Source organism: Nitrosopumilus sp. (genome assembly GCF_025699125.1).
In the GTDB taxonomy this organism is placed as follows: domain Archaea; phylum Thermoproteota; class Nitrososphaeria; order Nitrososphaerales; family Nitrosopumilaceae; genus Nitrosopumilus.
The window spans coordinates 770,785-787,478 of sequence record NZ_JAILWC010000001.1 but is presented as its reverse complement, the minus strand read 5'-3'; the positions used below and the strand labels follow the sequence as shown (position 1 = coordinate 787,478).

The window sequence follows — 16,694 nt, the reverse complement described above, 5'->3', positions numbered from 1 at the left end:
TTATGCTTTTAATTTATCCCATTCCTCTTTAGATTTTTCAGAATATTCTGTTATGCATTTTTCACAAAAAGAATCCCATTCATTAATTTCTAATTTTTTGAAAAAATTTAGTGACCACTTGTAAGTTGGAATCTTTCTATATTGAAATTGTTGAATTGTATAGATATCTTTTTGTTGAAATTTATTTAAACACTTTTTACATTCTGCATTTTTCATTCTTTCTTATCTGCGCTTTCTGTGAGATATTTATCTACATCAATTGCTGCCATACATCCAAATCCTGCAGCCGTTATTGCCTGCCTATAATTTCTATCATGTACATCCCCTGCTGCAAAAACACCTTCAACATTTGTATGGGTTTTATTTTTTAAAACAACATACCCTTCCTTGTCTAAATCAATTTGGTCTTTGAATAATTTTGTATTGGGTTCATGACCAATTGCAACAAAAAGACCTCCAGCATCAATTGCTGTTTCTTCATTTGTTTTTAGATTTTTTAAAATCACCTGCTGCATTTTTTGATCTCCTTTGATATCTGTCACAACTGAATCCCAATGAAATTTTATTTTTTCATTATTCATTGCACGTTCTTGCATTACTTTGCTTGCACGTAATTCGCCTCGTCTATGTACGATGTGGATAGTTGATCCGAATTTTGTAAGAAACGTAGCTTCTTCAATTGCAGAATCACCTCCTCCTACTACGACTATCTCTTGATTTCTAAAGAATGGTCCGTCACATGTGGCACAATACGATACCCCTTTACCTGCAAATTTTTGTTCGCCTTCCAATCCCATTTTTCTTGGATTTGCACCAGTTGCAATAATTACTGCACGCCCTTCATACTCTTCGGATGCAGTTAAAACTTTGAATGGTTTTCTTCTGAAATCAACATCTACTGCCTCATCATCAATAATTGTAGTGCCCATCCTTTGAGTTTGCTTTCTCATATCTATCATCAAATCTGGTCCCATTATTCCATTTTCAAATCCGGGATAATTTTCAACTTCTGTCGTGTTTACTAATTGACCTCCTGGAAGTATTCCTGATAAAATTAATGTGTCATAACCTGCTCTGGAGCAATAAATTCCTGCTGTGTATCCAGAAGGTCCTGCACCTATAATAATCACATCAAACTTTGTTTTTGTTTTATCTGGCTTCATTGGATCGCTATCATTTGTTTCTAGAACTGTTGCACCCGCATCTGCTGCCATCATGATGTTTGATGACACTATTTCAATAATTTAAGTGAATATCTTTTTTGATTCTCAATCTCTCATTCTTAAGAGAATCTGATCACAAATTCTGCGCATCTCTGAGTCTGATCCGACACTAGAAATTTTTACAATGTCTGTTGTTGTGATTATTCCTACTATTTTGTCACTTTCTTTAACTGGAAGTTTATGAATTAATTTTTCTTTCATCATTTCAGAAGCTTCCCAAACTGTTTCTCCTGGATCTATTGTGATTAGTGGTGATGACATCACCTCCGAGATCTCTGTAAATAGTGGTCTTCCTTCTGCAGCGACTTTGGTGACAAAATCCCGTTCAGTGATTATCCCGATTGGTTTGGAATTTTCAGTGACAATGACACATCCTACATTCAACTTGGTCATGTTTTGTGCTGCCTCTTGTAATGATGTTGACTTGTCTGCAGTTAGCACATTTTTATTCATAAATTGATTCACAAATGTACTGCCCATATGTTTACGTGATTTTTCAATTATATGATATAAATTCTAAATTATCATGATTGAAAATCAGTCAAGAAAATCATTATAGAGTTATAAATTCAAAGTAACATGTGATCGAATATGGCAGTCAAAACTAAAAAGATTCTAGTTCCTCTTGATGGTTCAAAAAACTCCATTCGTGGATTAGATATGGCTATTCATATTGCAAGACAATCTCATGGAATCATCACTGCATTGTCAATAAAATCCGTACCTGGAATCTATGCTATTCATCCACTTGGTTTCTTGGATTTTAATTCAATGTCCGAAATAAAAAAAACACTTGATGAAGCAAAAGTAAGGGCTGCAAAAAAAGGAATACAATTAACTGGAAAGGCCATCGCAGGTGATCCGGGTTATGATATTGCAAAATTTGCAAATAACAAGAAAAATGGAATTGATTTAGTTGTGATTGGGGCTCGTGGGAGAAGTTCTACCAAGGAACTTTTTCTAGGAAGTGTATCAAATTACGTTTTACACAAATCTAAAAAGCCTGTGTTAATTGTAAAGTGAAATTATTCGGCTAATGCTGCAACTACGTCTGATTTTGTAACTATTCCAACCAGTTTTGATTTTTTAACTACTGGCAATCCGCTAATATTGTGTTTGACCATTAGGGTGATTGCAGTTTTAATATCCTCATCCATGTCGATTGTAATTGGTTTGACCGTCATAATGTCTGTAGCATGAAATGGAAAAAGATAACTCATTTGATTTGAATGAATTTCTTCCAACCCTTTTTTGAATTTGTATTCTTGAACTTCTTTAGGATCAGCTGATTCTGCTATCCATTGTGGTATTTTTGCAGGTACAAAATCTCTAAATGTAATAATCCCTACTGGAATTTGGTTTCTTTTAATAATAACTCTGGATATTCCATATTTTAACAGCAGACTTTCTACATGTAATATAGGATCACTTGGTGCTGCAGTAATTAGTTCTTTTTTCATTATTTTTGAAACTTTGAATGAAGTTGATTCTTTTGTAAGGAATGCTTTTACAAGATCTGTCTCTGTCGCAATTCCTCCTAATGTGTTGTCTTTGTTAGTAATTATTACAAGACTGATTCTGTGTTTTTTCATCAACTTTGCACATTCCTGAACCGAATTATCTCTTGTTAATGTAAATAATTTCTTAGGAATGAAATCTTTTGCTTTAACAGATTTGATTGGTTTTGAACCCAACTCATAAATTTTTTTTGCAATGTCTTTTTCAGTTATAACTCCAACCGGTCTTTTCTTATCTACGATAACTACTCTTTTCACTTTGTTTTTTAATAGACTCTCTCTGGTTTTTAATAATGTGGAGTTAGGATTAACTGTGATTGGTCTGGTGATTAACTCTGATAATTTTATATTTTTTACATCCAATATGGCTCTGTTTTTTTATTTCTTAATTAATCTTAATACAATCATCATTGAATATCATATTTGGTAATTACTGAGAAAGATATTTACTTCCATCTTTCAAGATACGTATATGGTTGACCGCGTTCCCTTGTATGTTGTTGGTTTATCTAAAGATGAACCTGCGAATGAAGTTCTTTCATCTAAATTTGGCGCTGCTCTGGAAAAAGTCCAGCAGGTGCTGTCTCATATTATTGAAGCAAAAATTACTGTAGAATATCAAAATCCTGAAGGCTCAAGAACTCATTATGATGCTACTGCATCTGTAAAGACTTCTAACAAGACTCTCATTTACACTGCTTCTGGATGGGATATTCTGAAAATTGCTGACGATTTAAGCAGAAAATTGGAAGGCGAATTATCAAAACATAATGATAATCGACAAAGAGAAAGCATTCGTAAAAAGGAAGACTTCTAACATGTTTCAAAATATTCTTGTACCCTTTGATCTATCAGATCAATCCACTAGAGCCTTTAAAATGGCATTGGATGTAGCAAAAAAATATCAATCCAAAGTAACTTTGTTGACCTGCCTTGAAGGAGATGCCTGGCATCACAAATATTATGATTCAAGAGCAGATAAAGAATTAATTAAAAAACAAAGTAAGGTTACCAAAAAATATATTGAAAAACTAGAATCATTTGCTGCAAAAAATAACGTTGTTGTTAAATCTGTAATTATTACTTCAAAATCTGTGGTTAATGACATTGTGACTTTTGCAAAAACACGAAAACACGATCTAATTGTTATTGGATCTCATGGTAGGACTGGTTTTGATAAAGTTCTCTTAGGAAGTGTGGCAAATGGTGTGTCTCAGAAAACCCGTTGTCCTGTTTTGATTGTAAAATAATCCGGTTGTACTTGTCTTGATTTCAATTATTGGAAGCGGTCGTGTCGGTTCATCGATTGCGTTTCTTTGTGCATCTAATGCGCTTGATGATGTTTTACTAATCAATCGTAACAAAGACAAAGCCATTGGAGAATCTTTGGATATTGTAAATGCCGTCCCGCAAACTTCTAAATTCTCTATTCATGGAACCGATGATTTTTCTAAATTAACTGATTCTGATATTGTTGTAATTGCTGCAAGCACAGGGATTTATTCAAAAGACAGATCAGAGAATATGATTTCACAAATAAACATGATTAAAGACATCGCGGAAAAAACTAAAAGATATTGTACATCTGCAGTTGTTCTGGTGATTTCAAATCCTCTTGATGTGTTGACATATTTTTTTCAAAAAGAATCTGGATTCTCAAGATTCAAAGTACTAGGCATTGCTTCAAGTCTTGATTCTAGTAGATTTCGATACTTGATTTCAGAAAAATTGTCTGTTCCTCACTCTTCGATTATGGGTGCTTTAGTTCTAGGCGAACACGGAAATTTCATGGTTCCAATATTCTCCAAAGTTAGAGTTGATGGTAAATCGTTGTCTTCAATGCTAGATGATGAGGAAAAATCTGTGATTTCCAGTAAAGTCAAAAATTATTGGCTAGAACTAAGAAAGTTCAAAAGCAGATCCCAATTTGGAATTGCAAAAAACACTTTTGATGTTATTGAGGCTATCATCAATAAAAAAGAATTCTCTTTTCCTGCCTCTGTTGTTCTTGATGGCGAATATGGGCAAAGCAATGTTGCAATAGGAGTGCCTGTACGAATAAATGGGTATGGACTTTTTGAAATAGAAAAAATCGAACTAGATGAATCTGAAACCGAACAACTGGTTAACTCTTCTAAAAAGATTCAAAATCAAATAAATTCTGTTTTAAGTTAATTTCTTTAGCATTTCTTTATGTTTATCACAAAATTTTTTATTTTTTAATTGAGTCGAAATTAATTCTTTTTGCCAATGTGCATTATACAACCTGCACTCTTTATCTGTACAAAATGCTTCACCCGTTTCATAATATATGATGGCTTGTAGAAGATATCCTTCAATAGCTTCTGATATTCGTGAATCGTGATACTCTAAAAACTCTCCCTCGTATTTTTTCTTGATTGTGTCAATCTCTTCGTTTGAAAAATTTGTCATTAAATCAAGATAATATTGTTTTGGCTTTGCAGGTGCTTCTATTATTCCTGTAGTTGAAATAATTGTTGGGTTAGAACCAATCAATGCTCTGGCATGATACCTAAAGTCATTTTCATCAAATGTGCCTGTTAGTTTGTTTGTAAAAATAATGTTCAGAACATCCATGTTGTTTTCTTCTTTTGGAATTTGTTCTGAAATGACTTTGTAAAGCTCGATTCCGTCATATAATGCCATTTCTTCTTTTTCAGACGTGTCTATGTTTTCTTTTTCAATTAAAATGTCCTCCATAGACACATTGTGTTTTTGAAATGGTTTTTTTATGTCAAAAATTCTTGTACTGGCAATTTTTTTGTATGTCTCATCATTTAAATTTCTGAAAAAGTTGTCTCTGATTTCTATTTGTATTGGAAATGCATCTTCAAGAAATTTTTCTAGTTTTTCTAATTGAATTTCTAAAACTGTTGGTTCGTCGTATAGAATAATTTTGGAAATTTTCAATAAAAAAATTATGTTTTTATGACTTATCTTTCTAACGTCTAATTTTTTTGAAGAATTAAGGCTCAAATTTTTTACTCTTCCCAAGTAAAATGAAGTTTCTGATTTGGACAAATTCTTTTAAATAAAAATTCAATCTGCTTCGTATGAACAAGAATCTAAGATACATTGCAATTCTTGCAATCATCCCCCTGTTTACAGCAGGTATGGCAACTGAATTTTTCACAGATGCTGAAGCTCTCAAAGGTTCAGGTGTTGGAACTTCAAAGTATGGTTCTAGCACAAATATTTGTGGATTACAACTATGTTCTGAATATCCTGGTGGTAAAACCGCGTGGGAGGCAGAAAAAGGCAAAGATACAGTAGCTCCAGTTAAAGAAGAGAAAGAAACCATGATGGAGAAAGAAACCATGATGGAGAAAGAAACCATGATGGACTCTGAAGAAAAAATAACTGAGATGGACTTGGGTTCTGTACTTAGATTATCAAGAGCAAATGTTCCAGCAACAATTCCAATGCATCAGGGATACTATAACAGCGGAGAAGTTTATTTCATCATCACTGATTCTAGTGATCCTACACATGCAGACATCATTACAAAGAATCAAGGTTGGCAAGTAGAACTTGCACCTTTGTTAAAGAACGCTCCTGATGCAGCACTTTCAAAAACATACATGTTCACTAACGGCATTAATGGCGATGGTGTACATGGATTTCAAGGTGAAGTTTTCACAAGTACACCTGCACAAGCAGATGTGTATAGTGCATTGACCTCACATGTTCATGTAATGTGGAATGAAGGTGTGACACCAAGAGTACTTGATTCTGAAGAAATGATTATGGAAGCTGCAGATAATGATGAAGTGATATTGACGGAAGTTGATGTTATTTTGAACATGCCACAAATTGTTTGGCCTGAGGGTCAAATGCTAGTCAAAGAAGACAAAACTTTGACTGATGAAACACCTTACGGTGGCGGACAAGTTCTTGATATCGATACAGAAGAGATGAATGTGACTTTCATTGCTCATCGTGGTTGGGGCCCAGATGGTCGAACGATCTATTACATTGTAACAGATGCAACACCTAGTGGACCTGCAGATATGATGGGTGTTGTTAGTGCACCAACCTCAGCAAGCTTGATTGCAAATTCAGCAGCAGTAGACTTGTTTCAATTCAAAGATGGCATAGCTGGCACTGGCCCACTAGGATTTCAGCCAGGAATTGCAGCCGGAGCCCCTGGTGATGCAAACTATTCTCCAATGTGGAGAATCTTCATGACAGGTTGGACGAATCCAAGTGAAGCACAAGTGTTGGAGACCATTGATGATTTGAATGCGTACAAGGAATCTGGCTTAATCAATATTGGTATTGCGCGTCCAATGGATAGTGATCACATTGTAAACTGTCCATTTATTGACCCATTCCAATAATTCCTTTTTTTATTTCAAATACCGATTTGAATAATATGACTTCTAGTTAGCAGAGATCAGTTGAATTCATCATAGATTGAATCTTGATAGGTTCGCACATACAGCATTTAATTCAGGATTAATTTATCTCAAATCTGTTGAGATTTGGCATATATCCCGCATGCACTTGGCCTTTCTATCTCATCATATAGACACAATCTCATGAATATTCCAGCTAGGTATGCCTGAAAACCCTTACGCCATTTCACAGAGTTTCCTTGTGCACCACTTTGTAGTGCCTTCTTAGAAACCCCTCGCTGGTCAATATGACTCCGCATATCTTGCATTCAAATTCCAACAATATCCTAGTCTGAGAGCCGTTATTTTAATTATTAAAATATGATATTGTGATAGGATAAACATCATAAATTCCTGTTTGATTTAATGTAATATCTCATAAACCACTTTAGAAAATGAATTTCATCTCTTTTAATCTGAGATTTCTCTAATGCCTTAAAATATGTGCGTCTGTCGTTGTTTTTGATCTGCATAAACGGACATCCATGGACAAACAGGATGTAGTTCATAATCAGCCTGGATATCCTTCCGTTCCCATCTCCAAATGGATGGATGGTTACAAAGTAATAATGAGCAAGTGCTGCAAGTTCTACAAAGTTTGTTGTTTTGTTTTTGTTTAGCCATTTGAAAAACGAATCCATTCTTTCTGGAATCTTTTGTACTGGAGCAAACTCTATCTTGTCATTTGTAATTACGCCGACACGATACGTTCTGAGATTGCCTGCCTCGCCAATTTTTGTCTGACCAAAAATTTCTTTGTGCCAATCCATCACCGTCTTCTTTGTAATCTTTGTGTTCTTTGATGTTACAAGTTTCATGAACAGATCGTAGTGCTTTTTAGTCTCTATGCTGTCAATCTGGGATTTTTTGGTAGGTGTTACTCCATGTATCAGCAAGTCCCTGGTATCTGCCTCAGTTAGACTTGAACCCTCCATTCTCTGTGTGTTGTATGTAAATGATATTCCAAAACTCTCAAAGTCTTTTTGCTTTATTGATGGGGGTTTGTTTTTTACCTCTTTTTGGTAGTTTTTTGCTATTGTCCCTATTTGTGTATCCCATTGCTCATGATAAAATTCCAGCAGAAATTCTTTTTTTATCTCTTCAATGTTTTTTGGAACTCTCAATCCAAGATACTTTTCTTTTTGCCTGTTCCCAGTGGTGTGTTTTAGGGAATAGTATTTTTTCCCATTTTTCTCCCTTGAAATAACAGAGACCACAGTTTTAGTACCCACTGTAATTTAATAAATATTGTTAATTTTATGAAAAAACAGTGGGTAATTAGTCATGATTTATGAAGGAGATATTAACTGACCATAGTGCTTCATGGTCAGATTTTGGCCCGACTAGCAAAAATTTAGATTTTGTATCTGCAAATGATTCGAATTACTTATGAATATCATAATTTTAGTTTGATTAATTGAAAGTATTCTACACCAAACACTTTGATGATCCTACATGTGAAAAATTTACAGAATTTCGAGTTGATACTCACAGAACTTGGTGGTGCTGCAAGCAACTCAGAGAACATGACAAGCATTTCCAACTTTGGAATATCAAATGGGCAAAATTCCATTTCAAGGATATCAGCGTAGATGGAAACATTGCGTTTTTCCCAATGAATTACTGTCCATACTGCGGTGAAAAAATAGAATACATTTGTGTAGAATAGAAAATGAACACTAGAGCTTTAATCATTATTGGAATTGTTTTGGCATCTGTTGTGTTAATAAGCTCATTTTATGTTATTTCTGTTCAAAATAAATGTGAAACTATGCTTGGCGATAGGCATTATCCGCGTCCACTTACTCTGTGGACTTGTTTACATTATTTGAGCATGATTGAAAATCCTCCACCAAAATCTTCCACTGTAATACCTGAACCCCAACAGGTTCCTATTCCAGAAGACACAGGTCATAAGATTACGGATACATATGTCAAATCAATTCAGAATGCAGAGTCAACTGTGGACTTTGAATTGAGTATCCCGTCATATTTGCCTCAAGGTTATGCATTAGATACTATCAAAATTGACAAACAAAAAACTCGTGCAACCATAACCTATCTTCCTGAAGATTTCAAAATGGACATCTCACCATATGTTGCAGATAACTATTATGCGCAATATGGAGCCTTGGTAATAATACATCACTCTATGGGCAAAAACTTCAACATGACGTATTATCTTGAAGACATTCCAAGACTGGAAAACAAGAAGATCTATGATCTGAATGGAACATATGCAGAAGGAATCGACTATGATGCTCAGACCTTGTCGTCTGTAAAGATATTCCGAGAGGATAGAATGAAAGTGGATGTTTGGTGGAACGGCACCACTGATGCTTTACTTCCAATTATAGAATCGATGAATCTTGATGTGCCTCATGTTACGTATACTCCTGATTCTGATTATGTTTCAGGAGAACCAGAACCAATCCCTGAACCAGAATCTGAACTTGAACCAACTGCCCCTTCTGGTATACAAGTTGAAGTTACAGGACAACAACAAGTAAGGCGTGGAACAACACATGATATTGTAGTTAATGTAACACGAGATGGGTATGCTGTCTCAGATGCACTTGTAAGAATTACAATAGAAGATTATGGTGAGAATATAATTCGAGACTTTACGGGAAGAACTGATGACTCTGGAAGGTTTGTATTCTCTTGGGAGATTCCAAAAATCTTTGATGATATCAAAACACTTCTTGCATACGTTGATGTGACTGATGATATTTCTGCAAAAACAATTCTATTCAAGTTCCAAGTTTATTGTCTTCCCGGAGAGACGGGATGCAAAGTTGAGGGAAATTGAAATACCGCCACATTATTTTTGCATTAATTGGCACAATAGTTTCATTTGCCATATGGTCTATGGCAGACATGACATGCAAACCATGTATCATTCCACCAGACGCACCTGAGAATTATGTTTGTACATCAATATGCAAACTAGAACCACGATGGGTTGACTGGTTTAGGAGTTTTACAAATGCATTTTGAGAAGAAAATGAAAACTAGACTTTTGATAATGCTTGATTAGTAATCTTAACATTATAAGCCTAAACCTTTAGAAAACTAACTGCTATCTTTCAAGTTCTTTGATTTTTGCTGCTGTAATTTCAGCTGCTTTCTTTCCAGAGTATAGCATCGAACCAAACGTTGGTCCCATTCTTGCTAGTCCATGTGTTTCTGTGACTGACATGCCAGCTGCAACTAATCCTGGATAAACTTCTCCAGTTTTGTGAACTACGTGCTCTTCTCCATCGTTGACATGCATTGGCTCCATTCCCTTCCATTTTGCCAGTCCTCTATCTACTAGTCTTTTTACTGCAACTGAATCATGTCCTGATGCATCGATGATTATTTTTGCTTCTAATGCAACTGGATCTACACAAGTGATATTTCGTGGTAATGCTGAAACTGGCATCCAATTCACAACAATTCCTGTTACTCTGCCATTTTTCAATACTAAATCATCAAACTTTGTGAGTTGAAGGAATTTTACGCCTGCATCACATGCTGCAGCAATTAATTTTGATACTGCATGTGGCCCGGGGGTTAAGTATAATCCATCTGCAACTTTTTTGTATGGTATTCCTAATTCATCCCAAAACTTTTGTGCTGGTTCTCTGACTGTTACTGGATTCATCATGTAACCTCCTAACCAATAACCTCCTCCTAGATAGTTATTTTGCTCAATTACGAGAACTTTGAAGCCCATGTTTGAAAGTTCTCTGCTTGCTGTTAATCCTGCTGGACCAGCTCCGATAATTATTACATCTGAATCTGCTCTGTCAATTAACACGTCATGAAATTCATTTGCTATTGCACGTGTGATTTCAACCTCACGTACATCTGTAAAAATTTTATTTGATTGTTCTGCAACTGTTGCTTCTTGCATATCGTGGTTTCATTTTCTTAACAATTAATACTTTCCCACATTTTTAGAAATTAGGTAAAACTAATCAAATTAATTTGAATGTCTTCAAAGCCGGAAAATTCTGTATCTTCCTAAAAATTTCTCTCCTAAAACATCCCTATATCAAAAATTTATAACCAAACTAAAAGGAATTTCTTTGATTGACAACACCTGATCTTAAACAAACTCCCGCTGATTCTGTAAAGCCTAAAATCAATTGGGCTAGAATCGAAGAAGCTGATAATTTTGCTAAAACTGTAAAACTGTTCCGTCAAGGAAAATATGATGAAGATAGTTTTAGAAGATTTAGGCTTCAACATGGTGCATATGGAACCAGAATGACCAGTGACTATGCAATGGTTAGAATCAAACTTCCTGCTGGAGAAATTTATCCACACCAATTTGAAAAAATATCTCAACTCAGTGAACAATATTCCATTGGCAGTGCGCATTTCTCTACTAGAGAAAATATTCAATTACATTGGGTAATACTTGAAGATGTATCTGAAATCTTTAGAGGTCTTGCCGAAGTAGGTCTGACTTCTAGAGAGGCATGTGGAAATTCAGTACGCAATGTAATGTGTAGCCCATTATCTGGTGTTTGTCCTGATGAAGAATTTGATTCAACACCGTATGCACTTGCAACTGCGCGGTTCTTTTTAAGAAATCCCATGGCCCAAAATCTTCCCCGTAAATTCAAATTCAATTTTACCTGTTGTGAGAAACATGGAATGGTAAGAATGGTTGATGTCGGTCTTATTCCACAAATTAGAGAGATTGATGGAACTTCTCAACGAGGTTTCAAAATTTTCCTTGGTGGTGGATTGGGCAATAAATCTTATGTTGGACATCAATTAGAAGAATTTACTTCCGACGAAGATTTACTTTACACTTCAATTGCAGTAATGAGGATATTTGATAGATTAGGTGATAGAAAAAATCTTGCAAGAAACAGAATGAGATATCTTGTAAATGATATGGGTTGGGAGAAATTCCAAAATCTTGTATTCAAAGAAAGAGCAATTGTAAGGGCTACACAATCAATTGTAACACAACTTGATGTTGACATTACTCCTGATGAAATAAAAAGACCGATCAGAATTTCCGATGAAAGTGGCGGAACAATTCCTGATGGTTATGCACGATGGCTTAAAACAAATACTGTAAAACAAAAACAGTCTGATTATCGTTCCGTGTTTATCACCCTTGAAGCTGGTGATATTACTGCAAATCAATTACGTGCATTAGGTGATCTTATTCGTGACTTTTCGTCTGAGGGTAAGGCTCGTTGTGGATTTGTGCAAAATGTTGCATTGCGCTATGTACTAGAGGATGATTTGCCCCGATTGTACTCTAAACTACTTGAAGTGGGATTGGCAAAATCTGGCGCATTGACCATGACTGCTCCTATAGGCTGTTCTGGAACCACTTCCTGTAATTTGGCATTAACAAACTCTCATAGACTTGCAAAAGAAATCCAAAGAAAATTCCTAGAATTGAGGTTAGATGAAGATGATGATCTAAATGATTCTTCTATTAAGATAAGTGGTTGTCCAAATTCATGTGGCCAACATGGAATTGCAACCATTGGTTTCTTTGGAGGGGGAGCACGTGTTGGAAAAGACATGTATCCGAATTACCAGATGTCATTAGGCGGTCGTTCAGATGGTGACACTATGCTTGGTGAAATATGTCTCAGAATTCCTGCAAAACGAGTAATTCCTATCATTTTGAAAATAATTGAACTCTTCAAAGAAAAGAAAAAACCTGATGACACTTTAAAATCGTGGATTCATAGAGTTGTAAATGGCAATGAGGATTCTGATATAAAATCCATAAACGACATCAAAAAAGTTTTGGAACCATTAATCATTCCTCCTACGAAAGACGATGATCCTGATTTCTATCTTGATTATGGTAGTGATACTAGCTATCATACAAAAACTGGAAAAGGTGAATGTGCTGCTTGACAGAATCAAGTAAAATCATTACTGATGTTGATTCTTTACGTTCTGAAATAAGAGACAAAAGTGTTCGAGTCATCGATGTTAGACGAGAAGGTGATTACAAACAAGATCATATTCCAACATCTGTAAACTTACCACTGTCAAATCTTTTATCCGATGATAGTCCTGAACGTGTTTTAAAACTTGTAAGCTCTATGGGTATTGATGATGAAACTCCAGTTGTGGTCTATGATGACACATTCGGTGCATTAGCATCTCGTGTTGCATGGACATTGGAATATCTTGGACATTCTGATGTTACCTTGCTTGAAACCACCTATAGTCATTGGAAATCACTTGGTTTGGAAAATGATTCACAAACTCCTGAAATTCAAAATAAGGAGCATTCTATGCATTTGCGACCTGAAATTTTGGCAACTTCTGATTATCTGGAAAGTGTAAAAACACGAGATGATGTGATCCTAATTGATAATAGAGAGAGACTGAATTTTCTCGAACAGCATATTCCTGGTGCCATTAGCCTTCCGTACAGAACTCTTGCTAGTAATGATAAAATTTTACGCTCAAAAGATGACATGAAAAGACTACTGGATAATCGTGGAATAACCGGCGATTCTGAAATCATCACTTATTGTGGGAGTGTTGGTACTCTTTCTGGGCTAGCGTATTATGCCTTAAAATCTGCAGGACTTGCTAATGCAAAACTATACGTTCGCTCATTTAAGGAATGGAAAAGTCTTCAGAAACCTACTGAAAAACAAGAAGATGCAAGTTATTGGGATTTGTCTGCTGAATAGCTAATTTCATTTCTGAGTTTTTTAGTAATTGTCGCTTCAATGTTTCCAAATAAAACTAACATCTTTTCTTTATTTTCAATTAGATATTCTTCACCTCTATCTTTTAGTCTAATCTTCCATAATCTGATTTCTCTATGCTCATCAAAGAAATTCTCTATCATCTGCTCCCCTGATTTTGCAGGATCTATGAATGTATCAAAAATTTCAATTGTCTTCTCTAAATCTTCTTCTTCTATTGATTCTCTAACTGATTGAATTGCTTGACTTAATTCTTTCAAATTCTTCACTGGTTTTGGTAATGTTTTTCTTGTAATCCCAAACAATCCTTTCTTTTCTTTTCCCAATTTTTCTGCAACGTTTGGTGCAAGATCATAAATTGGAATTTTACTAAGACCGTCACGTTTTTCATTCTTTACAATTAATCCTTTTTCTAATAATTTTCTTAATGCCGTTTCTGCATCTACTTTGTCTAGAAATGTTGTCCACACAATTGAACCTAATGTATGATATCCTTGTCTGACCGATTCTAAAACTACAACTTCTTGAATTCTTTTGAATCCTTCTTCAATTCTAACATTGGAGAAATCTTTGTCTCTAATTGATCTCCTTGCATTCTTTACATCAATTTCAATTGAACGTTTCAAAGCTTCTAAGGATTCTGGTACTTGATTTAGCAATGATAAGAAACAGGCTTTGTTATACCAAGCCATTGCATATGTTGGATCCGTCTCAATTGCTTTATCAACTGAATCTAGTGCTTTTGAAAAATTTTTCTGTTCATAATGAACTAATCCTTTTAGATTCCAAGCTTCTGGATTTGTAACATCCACATCGAGGATTTTATCATATATTTTCAGTGCTTCTCCATAGTCTTCTAGATGGAATCTTGCATACCCCAATTTCATCAACGTCTCGATATTGTTTGGTTCAATTCGTAATGCTTGCTCAAATACTACTATGGCATCTTCTAATTTTTCATCTGCCATCAAATTGATTCCTTTTTTGAATAATTTCTTACGATTGTAGTCTGAATCAACTAGGCTTGTCTCTTCCACTTTCTCCTTTTTTACTTTGGATCCGTCTATTTCCTTTGATTTTCTCCCGAAAGGTTTCTTCACTAGCTCAAATTGGCATTTTATCTAGATAAATACCATCCTTAATTGAGCCTAATCCTGTTTTTGTGTATGTGTGGATTCAAGCATCTAAATACAGAAATACTTGAAATATACACAAACGAATGTGTCATCTCGACCCCGAATAGAAATTCAAGGGAAGGCTCCCTTTAAGCAATCAGGTGTCTATGAAGTCCAAATTTCGATCACTGATAGTAAACCTTCTGATGACGCAATACGAACTAAACAATTCTCTTCTTTGTGGAGAGGAAATTTTCATCTTAGAGTAAAAGATGGCATGTTTTCTGAGAAAATTGGATCATCTGATAATCCATTACCATCTTCAATTGAAACCCTTGATACTATTTGGATAGTTGTGACTGATCTATTTTCTTCATTACATTCTGTGTTTGACGTTCCATTGAAAAAACCTGCAACTCAAACACATTCTGAAATTAAACCTGAATATATTCAAAATCAAAAAATAGAAACTCCAAAAACAACTGTAAGATCTTCTAGATCTTCAAGTTCGTCTGGTGACAAAGGACCAGATGGTCCACAAGGTCCTCCGGGTGACAAAGGCCCTATGGGCCCACCTGGCCCGCCAGGACCTGTTGGTAATAAAGGACCAGATGGTCCACAAGGTCCTCCGGGTGACAAAGGTTCTACTGGTGACAAAGGATCACAAGGCGATAAGGGGCTTTCTGGCGATAAAGGAATGACTGGTGACAAAGGTTCTACTGGCGACAAAGGAGACAAGGGTGATAAAGGAATTGTTGGTCCTCCTGGTGACAAAGGAGAAAAAGGTTCTACTGGTCCTCTTGGCGACAAAGGTCCTACTGGATTAAAAGGTCCTCTTGGCGACAAAGGTGAAACAGGTCCAACAGGTCCACCCGGTGACAAAGGCCTTTCTGGATTAAGAGGACCTCCTGGAGAAAAAGGAGACAAGGGTCAACAAGGTCCAACTGGTGATAAAGGATTAACAGGTCCAACAGGTCCACCCGGTGACAAAGGTCCTACTGGCTTATCTGGTGTTCAAGGAGAAAAAGGCCTTCAGGGTCCCTCTGGACCAATTGGAGAAAAAGGTCCATCTGGTCCTCTTGGCGACAAAGGCCCTATGGGTCCACCTGGACCTCATGGTGATAAAGGATTAACAGGTCCAACTGGTCCTCTTGGCGACAAAGGCCCTATGGGTCCACCTGGACCAATTGGAGAAAAAGGTACCAGAGGTATTGAAGGACCAATTGGAGAAAAAGGTCCCCAAGGTCCACAAGGTCCTGCTGGTGCTAAGGGGCTTACAGGAGTTCCAGGTCCACAAGGTGAAAAAGGAGAAAAAGGTGCTGTAGGACCAATTGGAGAAAAAGGTTCAACAGGCCCTATGGGTCCTACTGGAGAAAAAGGTCCCCAAGGTCCACAAGGTTCACAAGGAGAAAGAGGAACAACAGGCCCCTCTGGAGAAAAAGGTCCCCAAGGTCCACAAGGAATTCAGGGTCCACAAGGTGAACGTGGTCCAACAGGTCCAATTGGTCCTATTGGTGAACAGGGCCCAGTAGGAGGTCAGGGTCCCGTAGGTCCTGCAGGTCCACGTGGTCCACCAGGTCCGCCAGGAGAAAAAGGTCCATCAGGTGGAATGTCGTCTGAACAAAAAGCACTGTTCAAAGATTTGTTAGAAATTTTGACAAACAAAAATGTCATCACAACTGAAGAGCAAATAAAATTAATGAGTTATCTTTATTGATCC

General features: G+C 36.1%; 20 protein-coding genes. 11 read left to right on the top strand and 9 right to left on the bottom strand.

The window, feature by feature from the left end; genetic code table 11:
* From K5783_RS04930 to K5783_RS04920, 3 genes are read right to left on the bottom strand one after another with little or no spacing between them, the layout of a single operon-like run.
* Complete coding sequence (locus K5783_RS04930; RefSeq protein WP_297472514.1) at positions 1–216, bottom strand: hypothetical protein; 216 nt, start codon at positions 214–216, stop codon at positions 1–3.
* Positions 213–1,217: a thioredoxin-disulfide reductase gene (gene trxB, locus K5783_RS04925; RefSeq protein ID WP_297472513.1), complete on the bottom strand. Its 1,005-nt coding sequence runs from the start codon at positions 1,215–1,217 to the stop codon at positions 213–215. Before trxB ends, K5783_RS04930 begins: the two co-directional genes overlap by 4 nt.
* A gap of 51 nt (positions 1,218–1,268) precedes the next feature.
* Positions 1,269–1,703, bottom strand: coding sequence for a CBS domain-containing protein (locus tag K5783_RS04920; protein ID WP_297472511.1), 435 nt, complete (start codon positions 1,701–1,703; stop codon positions 1,269–1,271).
* Positions 1,704–1,814: 111 nt separating this feature from the next.
* On the opposite strand from K5783_RS04920, the gene K5783_RS04915 reads away from it, so the two are divergent.
* The gene (locus K5783_RS04915) at positions 1,815–2,246 is read left to right on the top strand and encodes a universal stress protein (protein WP_297472509.1); all 432 of its coding nucleotides are present in this window, start codon (positions 1,815–1,817) and stop codon (positions 2,244–2,246) included.
* A 2-nt stretch (positions 2,247–2,248) separates the two neighbouring features.
* Here K5783_RS04915 and K5783_RS04910 read toward each other — a convergent pair whose 3' ends face one another.
* A complete protein-coding gene (locus K5783_RS04910; RefSeq protein WP_297472507.1) occupies positions 2,249–3,103 on the bottom strand; it encodes a CBS domain-containing protein in 855 nt (284 codons plus the stop codon).
* Positions 3,104–3,212: 109 nt separating this feature from the next.
* On the opposite strand from K5783_RS04910, the gene K5783_RS04905 reads away from it, so the two are divergent.
* From K5783_RS04905 to K5783_RS04895, 3 genes are read left to right on the top strand one after another with little or no spacing between them, the layout of a single operon-like run.
* Complete coding sequence (locus K5783_RS04905) at positions 3,213–3,557, top strand: hypothetical protein (RefSeq protein WP_297472505.1); 345 nt, start codon at positions 3,213–3,215, stop codon at positions 3,555–3,557.
* A gap of 1 nt (position 3,558) precedes the next feature.
* On the top strand, positions 3,559–3,990 hold the full coding sequence (locus K5783_RS04900; protein ID WP_297472504.1) for a universal stress protein: 432 nt from the start codon (positions 3,559–3,561) through the stop codon (positions 3,988–3,990).
* A 16-nt stretch (positions 3,991–4,006) separates the two neighbouring features.
* Positions 4,007–4,915, top strand: a complete 909-nt coding sequence (locus tag K5783_RS04895) for a lactate dehydrogenase (protein ID WP_297472503.1) — start codon at positions 4,007–4,009, stop codon at positions 4,913–4,915.
* Here the strand turns inward: K5783_RS04895 and K5783_RS04890 are convergent.
* A complete protein-coding gene (locus K5783_RS04890; protein WP_297472501.1) occupies positions 4,907–5,671 on the bottom strand; it encodes a DUF6775 family putative metallopeptidase in 765 nt (254 codons plus the stop codon). The genes K5783_RS04895 and K5783_RS04890 overlap by 9 nt on opposite strands.
* A 143-nt stretch (positions 5,672–5,814) precedes the next feature.
* Between K5783_RS04890 and K5783_RS04885 the strand changes: the two genes are divergently transcribed.
* A complete protein-coding gene (locus K5783_RS04885; RefSeq protein ID WP_297472499.1) occupies positions 5,815–7,101 on the top strand; it encodes a hypothetical protein in 1,287 nt (428 codons plus the stop codon).
* Between the two features lie 128 nt (positions 7,102–7,229).
* Here the strand turns inward: K5783_RS04885 and K5783_RS04880 are convergent, their stop codons facing one another.
* Together K5783_RS04880 and K5783_RS04875 are read right to left on the bottom strand one after the other, a co-directional pair.
* Complete coding sequence (locus K5783_RS04880; protein ID WP_297472497.1) at positions 7,230–7,427, bottom strand: hypothetical protein; 198 nt, start codon at positions 7,425–7,427, stop codon at positions 7,230–7,232.
* Positions 7,428–7,502: 75 nt separating this feature from the next.
* A complete protein-coding gene (locus K5783_RS04875; protein WP_297472496.1) occupies positions 7,503–8,375 on the bottom strand; it encodes a Fic family protein in 873 nt (290 codons plus the stop codon).
* Positions 8,376–8,575: 200 nt separating this feature from the next.
* Here K5783_RS04875 and K5783_RS04870 point away from each other — a divergent pair, with 200 nt between their 5' ends.
* Genes K5783_RS04870 through K5783_RS04860 form a run of 3 tightly spaced genes read left to right on the top strand, consistent with a single transcriptional unit; the run spans position 8,576 to position 10,158 of the window.
* Positions 8,576–8,827 carry a hypothetical protein gene (locus K5783_RS04870; RefSeq protein WP_297472494.1) on the top strand — a complete coding sequence of 84 codons (252 nt, stop codon included), beginning with the start codon at positions 8,576–8,578 and terminating at the stop codon, positions 8,825–8,827.
* A 3-nt stretch (positions 8,828–8,830) separates the two neighbouring features.
* Positions 8,831–9,970 carry a hypothetical protein gene (locus tag K5783_RS04865; RefSeq protein WP_297472492.1) on the top strand — a complete coding sequence of 380 codons (1,140 nt, stop codon included), beginning with the start codon at positions 8,831–8,833 and terminating at the stop codon, positions 9,968–9,970.
* Positions 9,967–10,158, top strand: a complete 192-nt coding sequence (locus K5783_RS04860) for a hypothetical protein (protein WP_297472490.1) — start codon at positions 9,967–9,969, stop codon at positions 10,156–10,158. Before K5783_RS04865 ends, K5783_RS04860 begins: the two co-directional genes overlap by 4 nt.
* 82 nt (positions 10,159–10,240) lie before the next feature.
* On the opposite strand, the gene K5783_RS04855 is transcribed toward K5783_RS04860, so the two are convergent.
* Positions 10,241–11,059, bottom strand: coding sequence for a sulfide-dependent adenosine diphosphate thiazole synthase (locus K5783_RS04855; RefSeq protein WP_109876053.1), 819 nt, complete (start codon positions 11,057–11,059; stop codon positions 10,241–10,243).
* A 179-nt stretch (positions 11,060–11,238) separates the two neighbouring features.
* On the opposite strand from K5783_RS04855, the gene K5783_RS04850 reads away from it, so the two are divergent.
* Positions 11,239–13,047: a nitrite/sulfite reductase gene (locus tag K5783_RS04850; protein WP_297472488.1), complete on the top strand. Its 1,809-nt coding sequence runs from the start codon at positions 11,239–11,241 to the stop codon at positions 13,045–13,047.
* Complete coding sequence (locus K5783_RS04845) at positions 13,044–13,841, top strand: sulfurtransferase (RefSeq protein WP_297472487.1); 798 nt, start codon at positions 13,044–13,046, stop codon at positions 13,839–13,841. Before K5783_RS04850 ends, K5783_RS04845 begins: the two co-directional genes overlap by 4 nt.
* On the opposite strand, the gene K5783_RS04840 is transcribed toward K5783_RS04845, so the two are convergent.
* Positions 13,817–14,959 carry a tetratricopeptide repeat protein gene (locus K5783_RS04840; protein WP_297472486.1) on the bottom strand — a complete coding sequence of 381 codons (1,143 nt, stop codon included), beginning with the start codon at positions 14,957–14,959 and terminating at the stop codon, positions 13,817–13,819. The genes K5783_RS04845 and K5783_RS04840 overlap by 25 nt on opposite strands.
* A gap of 121 nt (positions 14,960–15,080) precedes the next feature.
* Between K5783_RS04840 and K5783_RS04835 the strand changes: the two genes are divergently transcribed.
* A complete protein-coding gene (locus K5783_RS04835; protein ID WP_297472484.1) occupies positions 15,081–16,691 on the top strand; it encodes a collagen-like protein in 1,611 nt (536 codons plus the stop codon).
* Positions 16,692–16,694 lie beyond the last annotated feature (3 nt).

Bases quoted from the DNA above. Each gene is read 5' to 3' on its own strand.
- K5783_RS04930 (WP_297472514.1), bottom strand. From the start codon at position 216: ATGAAAAATGCAGAATGTAAAAAGTGTTTAAATAAATTTCAACAAAAA.
- trxB (WP_297472513.1), bottom strand. From the start codon at position 1,217: ATGATGGCAGCAGATGCGGGTGCAACAGTTCTAGAAACAAATGATAGC.
- K5783_RS04920 (WP_297472511.1), bottom strand. From the start codon at position 1,703: ATGGGCAGTACATTTGTGAATCAATTTATGAATAAAAATGTGCTAACT.
- K5783_RS04915 (WP_297472509.1), top strand. From the start codon at position 1,815: ATGGCAGTCAAAACTAAAAAGATTCTAGTTCCTCTTGATGGTTCAAAA.
- K5783_RS04905 (WP_297472505.1), top strand. From the start codon at position 3,213: ATGGTTGACCGCGTTCCCTTGTATGTTGTTGGTTTATCTAAAGATGAA.
- K5783_RS04900 (WP_297472504.1), top strand. From the start codon at position 3,559: ATGTTTCAAAATATTCTTGTACCCTTTGATCTATCAGATCAATCCACT.
- K5783_RS04885 (WP_297472499.1), top strand. From the start codon at position 5,815: ATGAACAAGAATCTAAGATACATTGCAATTCTTGCAATCATCCCCCTG.
- K5783_RS04880 (WP_297472497.1), bottom strand. From the start codon at position 7,427: ATGCAAGATATGCGGAGTCATATTGACCAGCGAGGGGTTTCTAAGAAG.
- K5783_RS04865 (WP_297472492.1), top strand. From the start codon at position 8,831: ATGAACACTAGAGCTTTAATCATTATTGGAATTGTTTTGGCATCTGTT.
- K5783_RS04855 (WP_109876053.1), bottom strand. From the start codon at position 11,059: ATGCAAGAAGCAACAGTTGCAGAACAATCAAATAAAATTTTTACAGAT.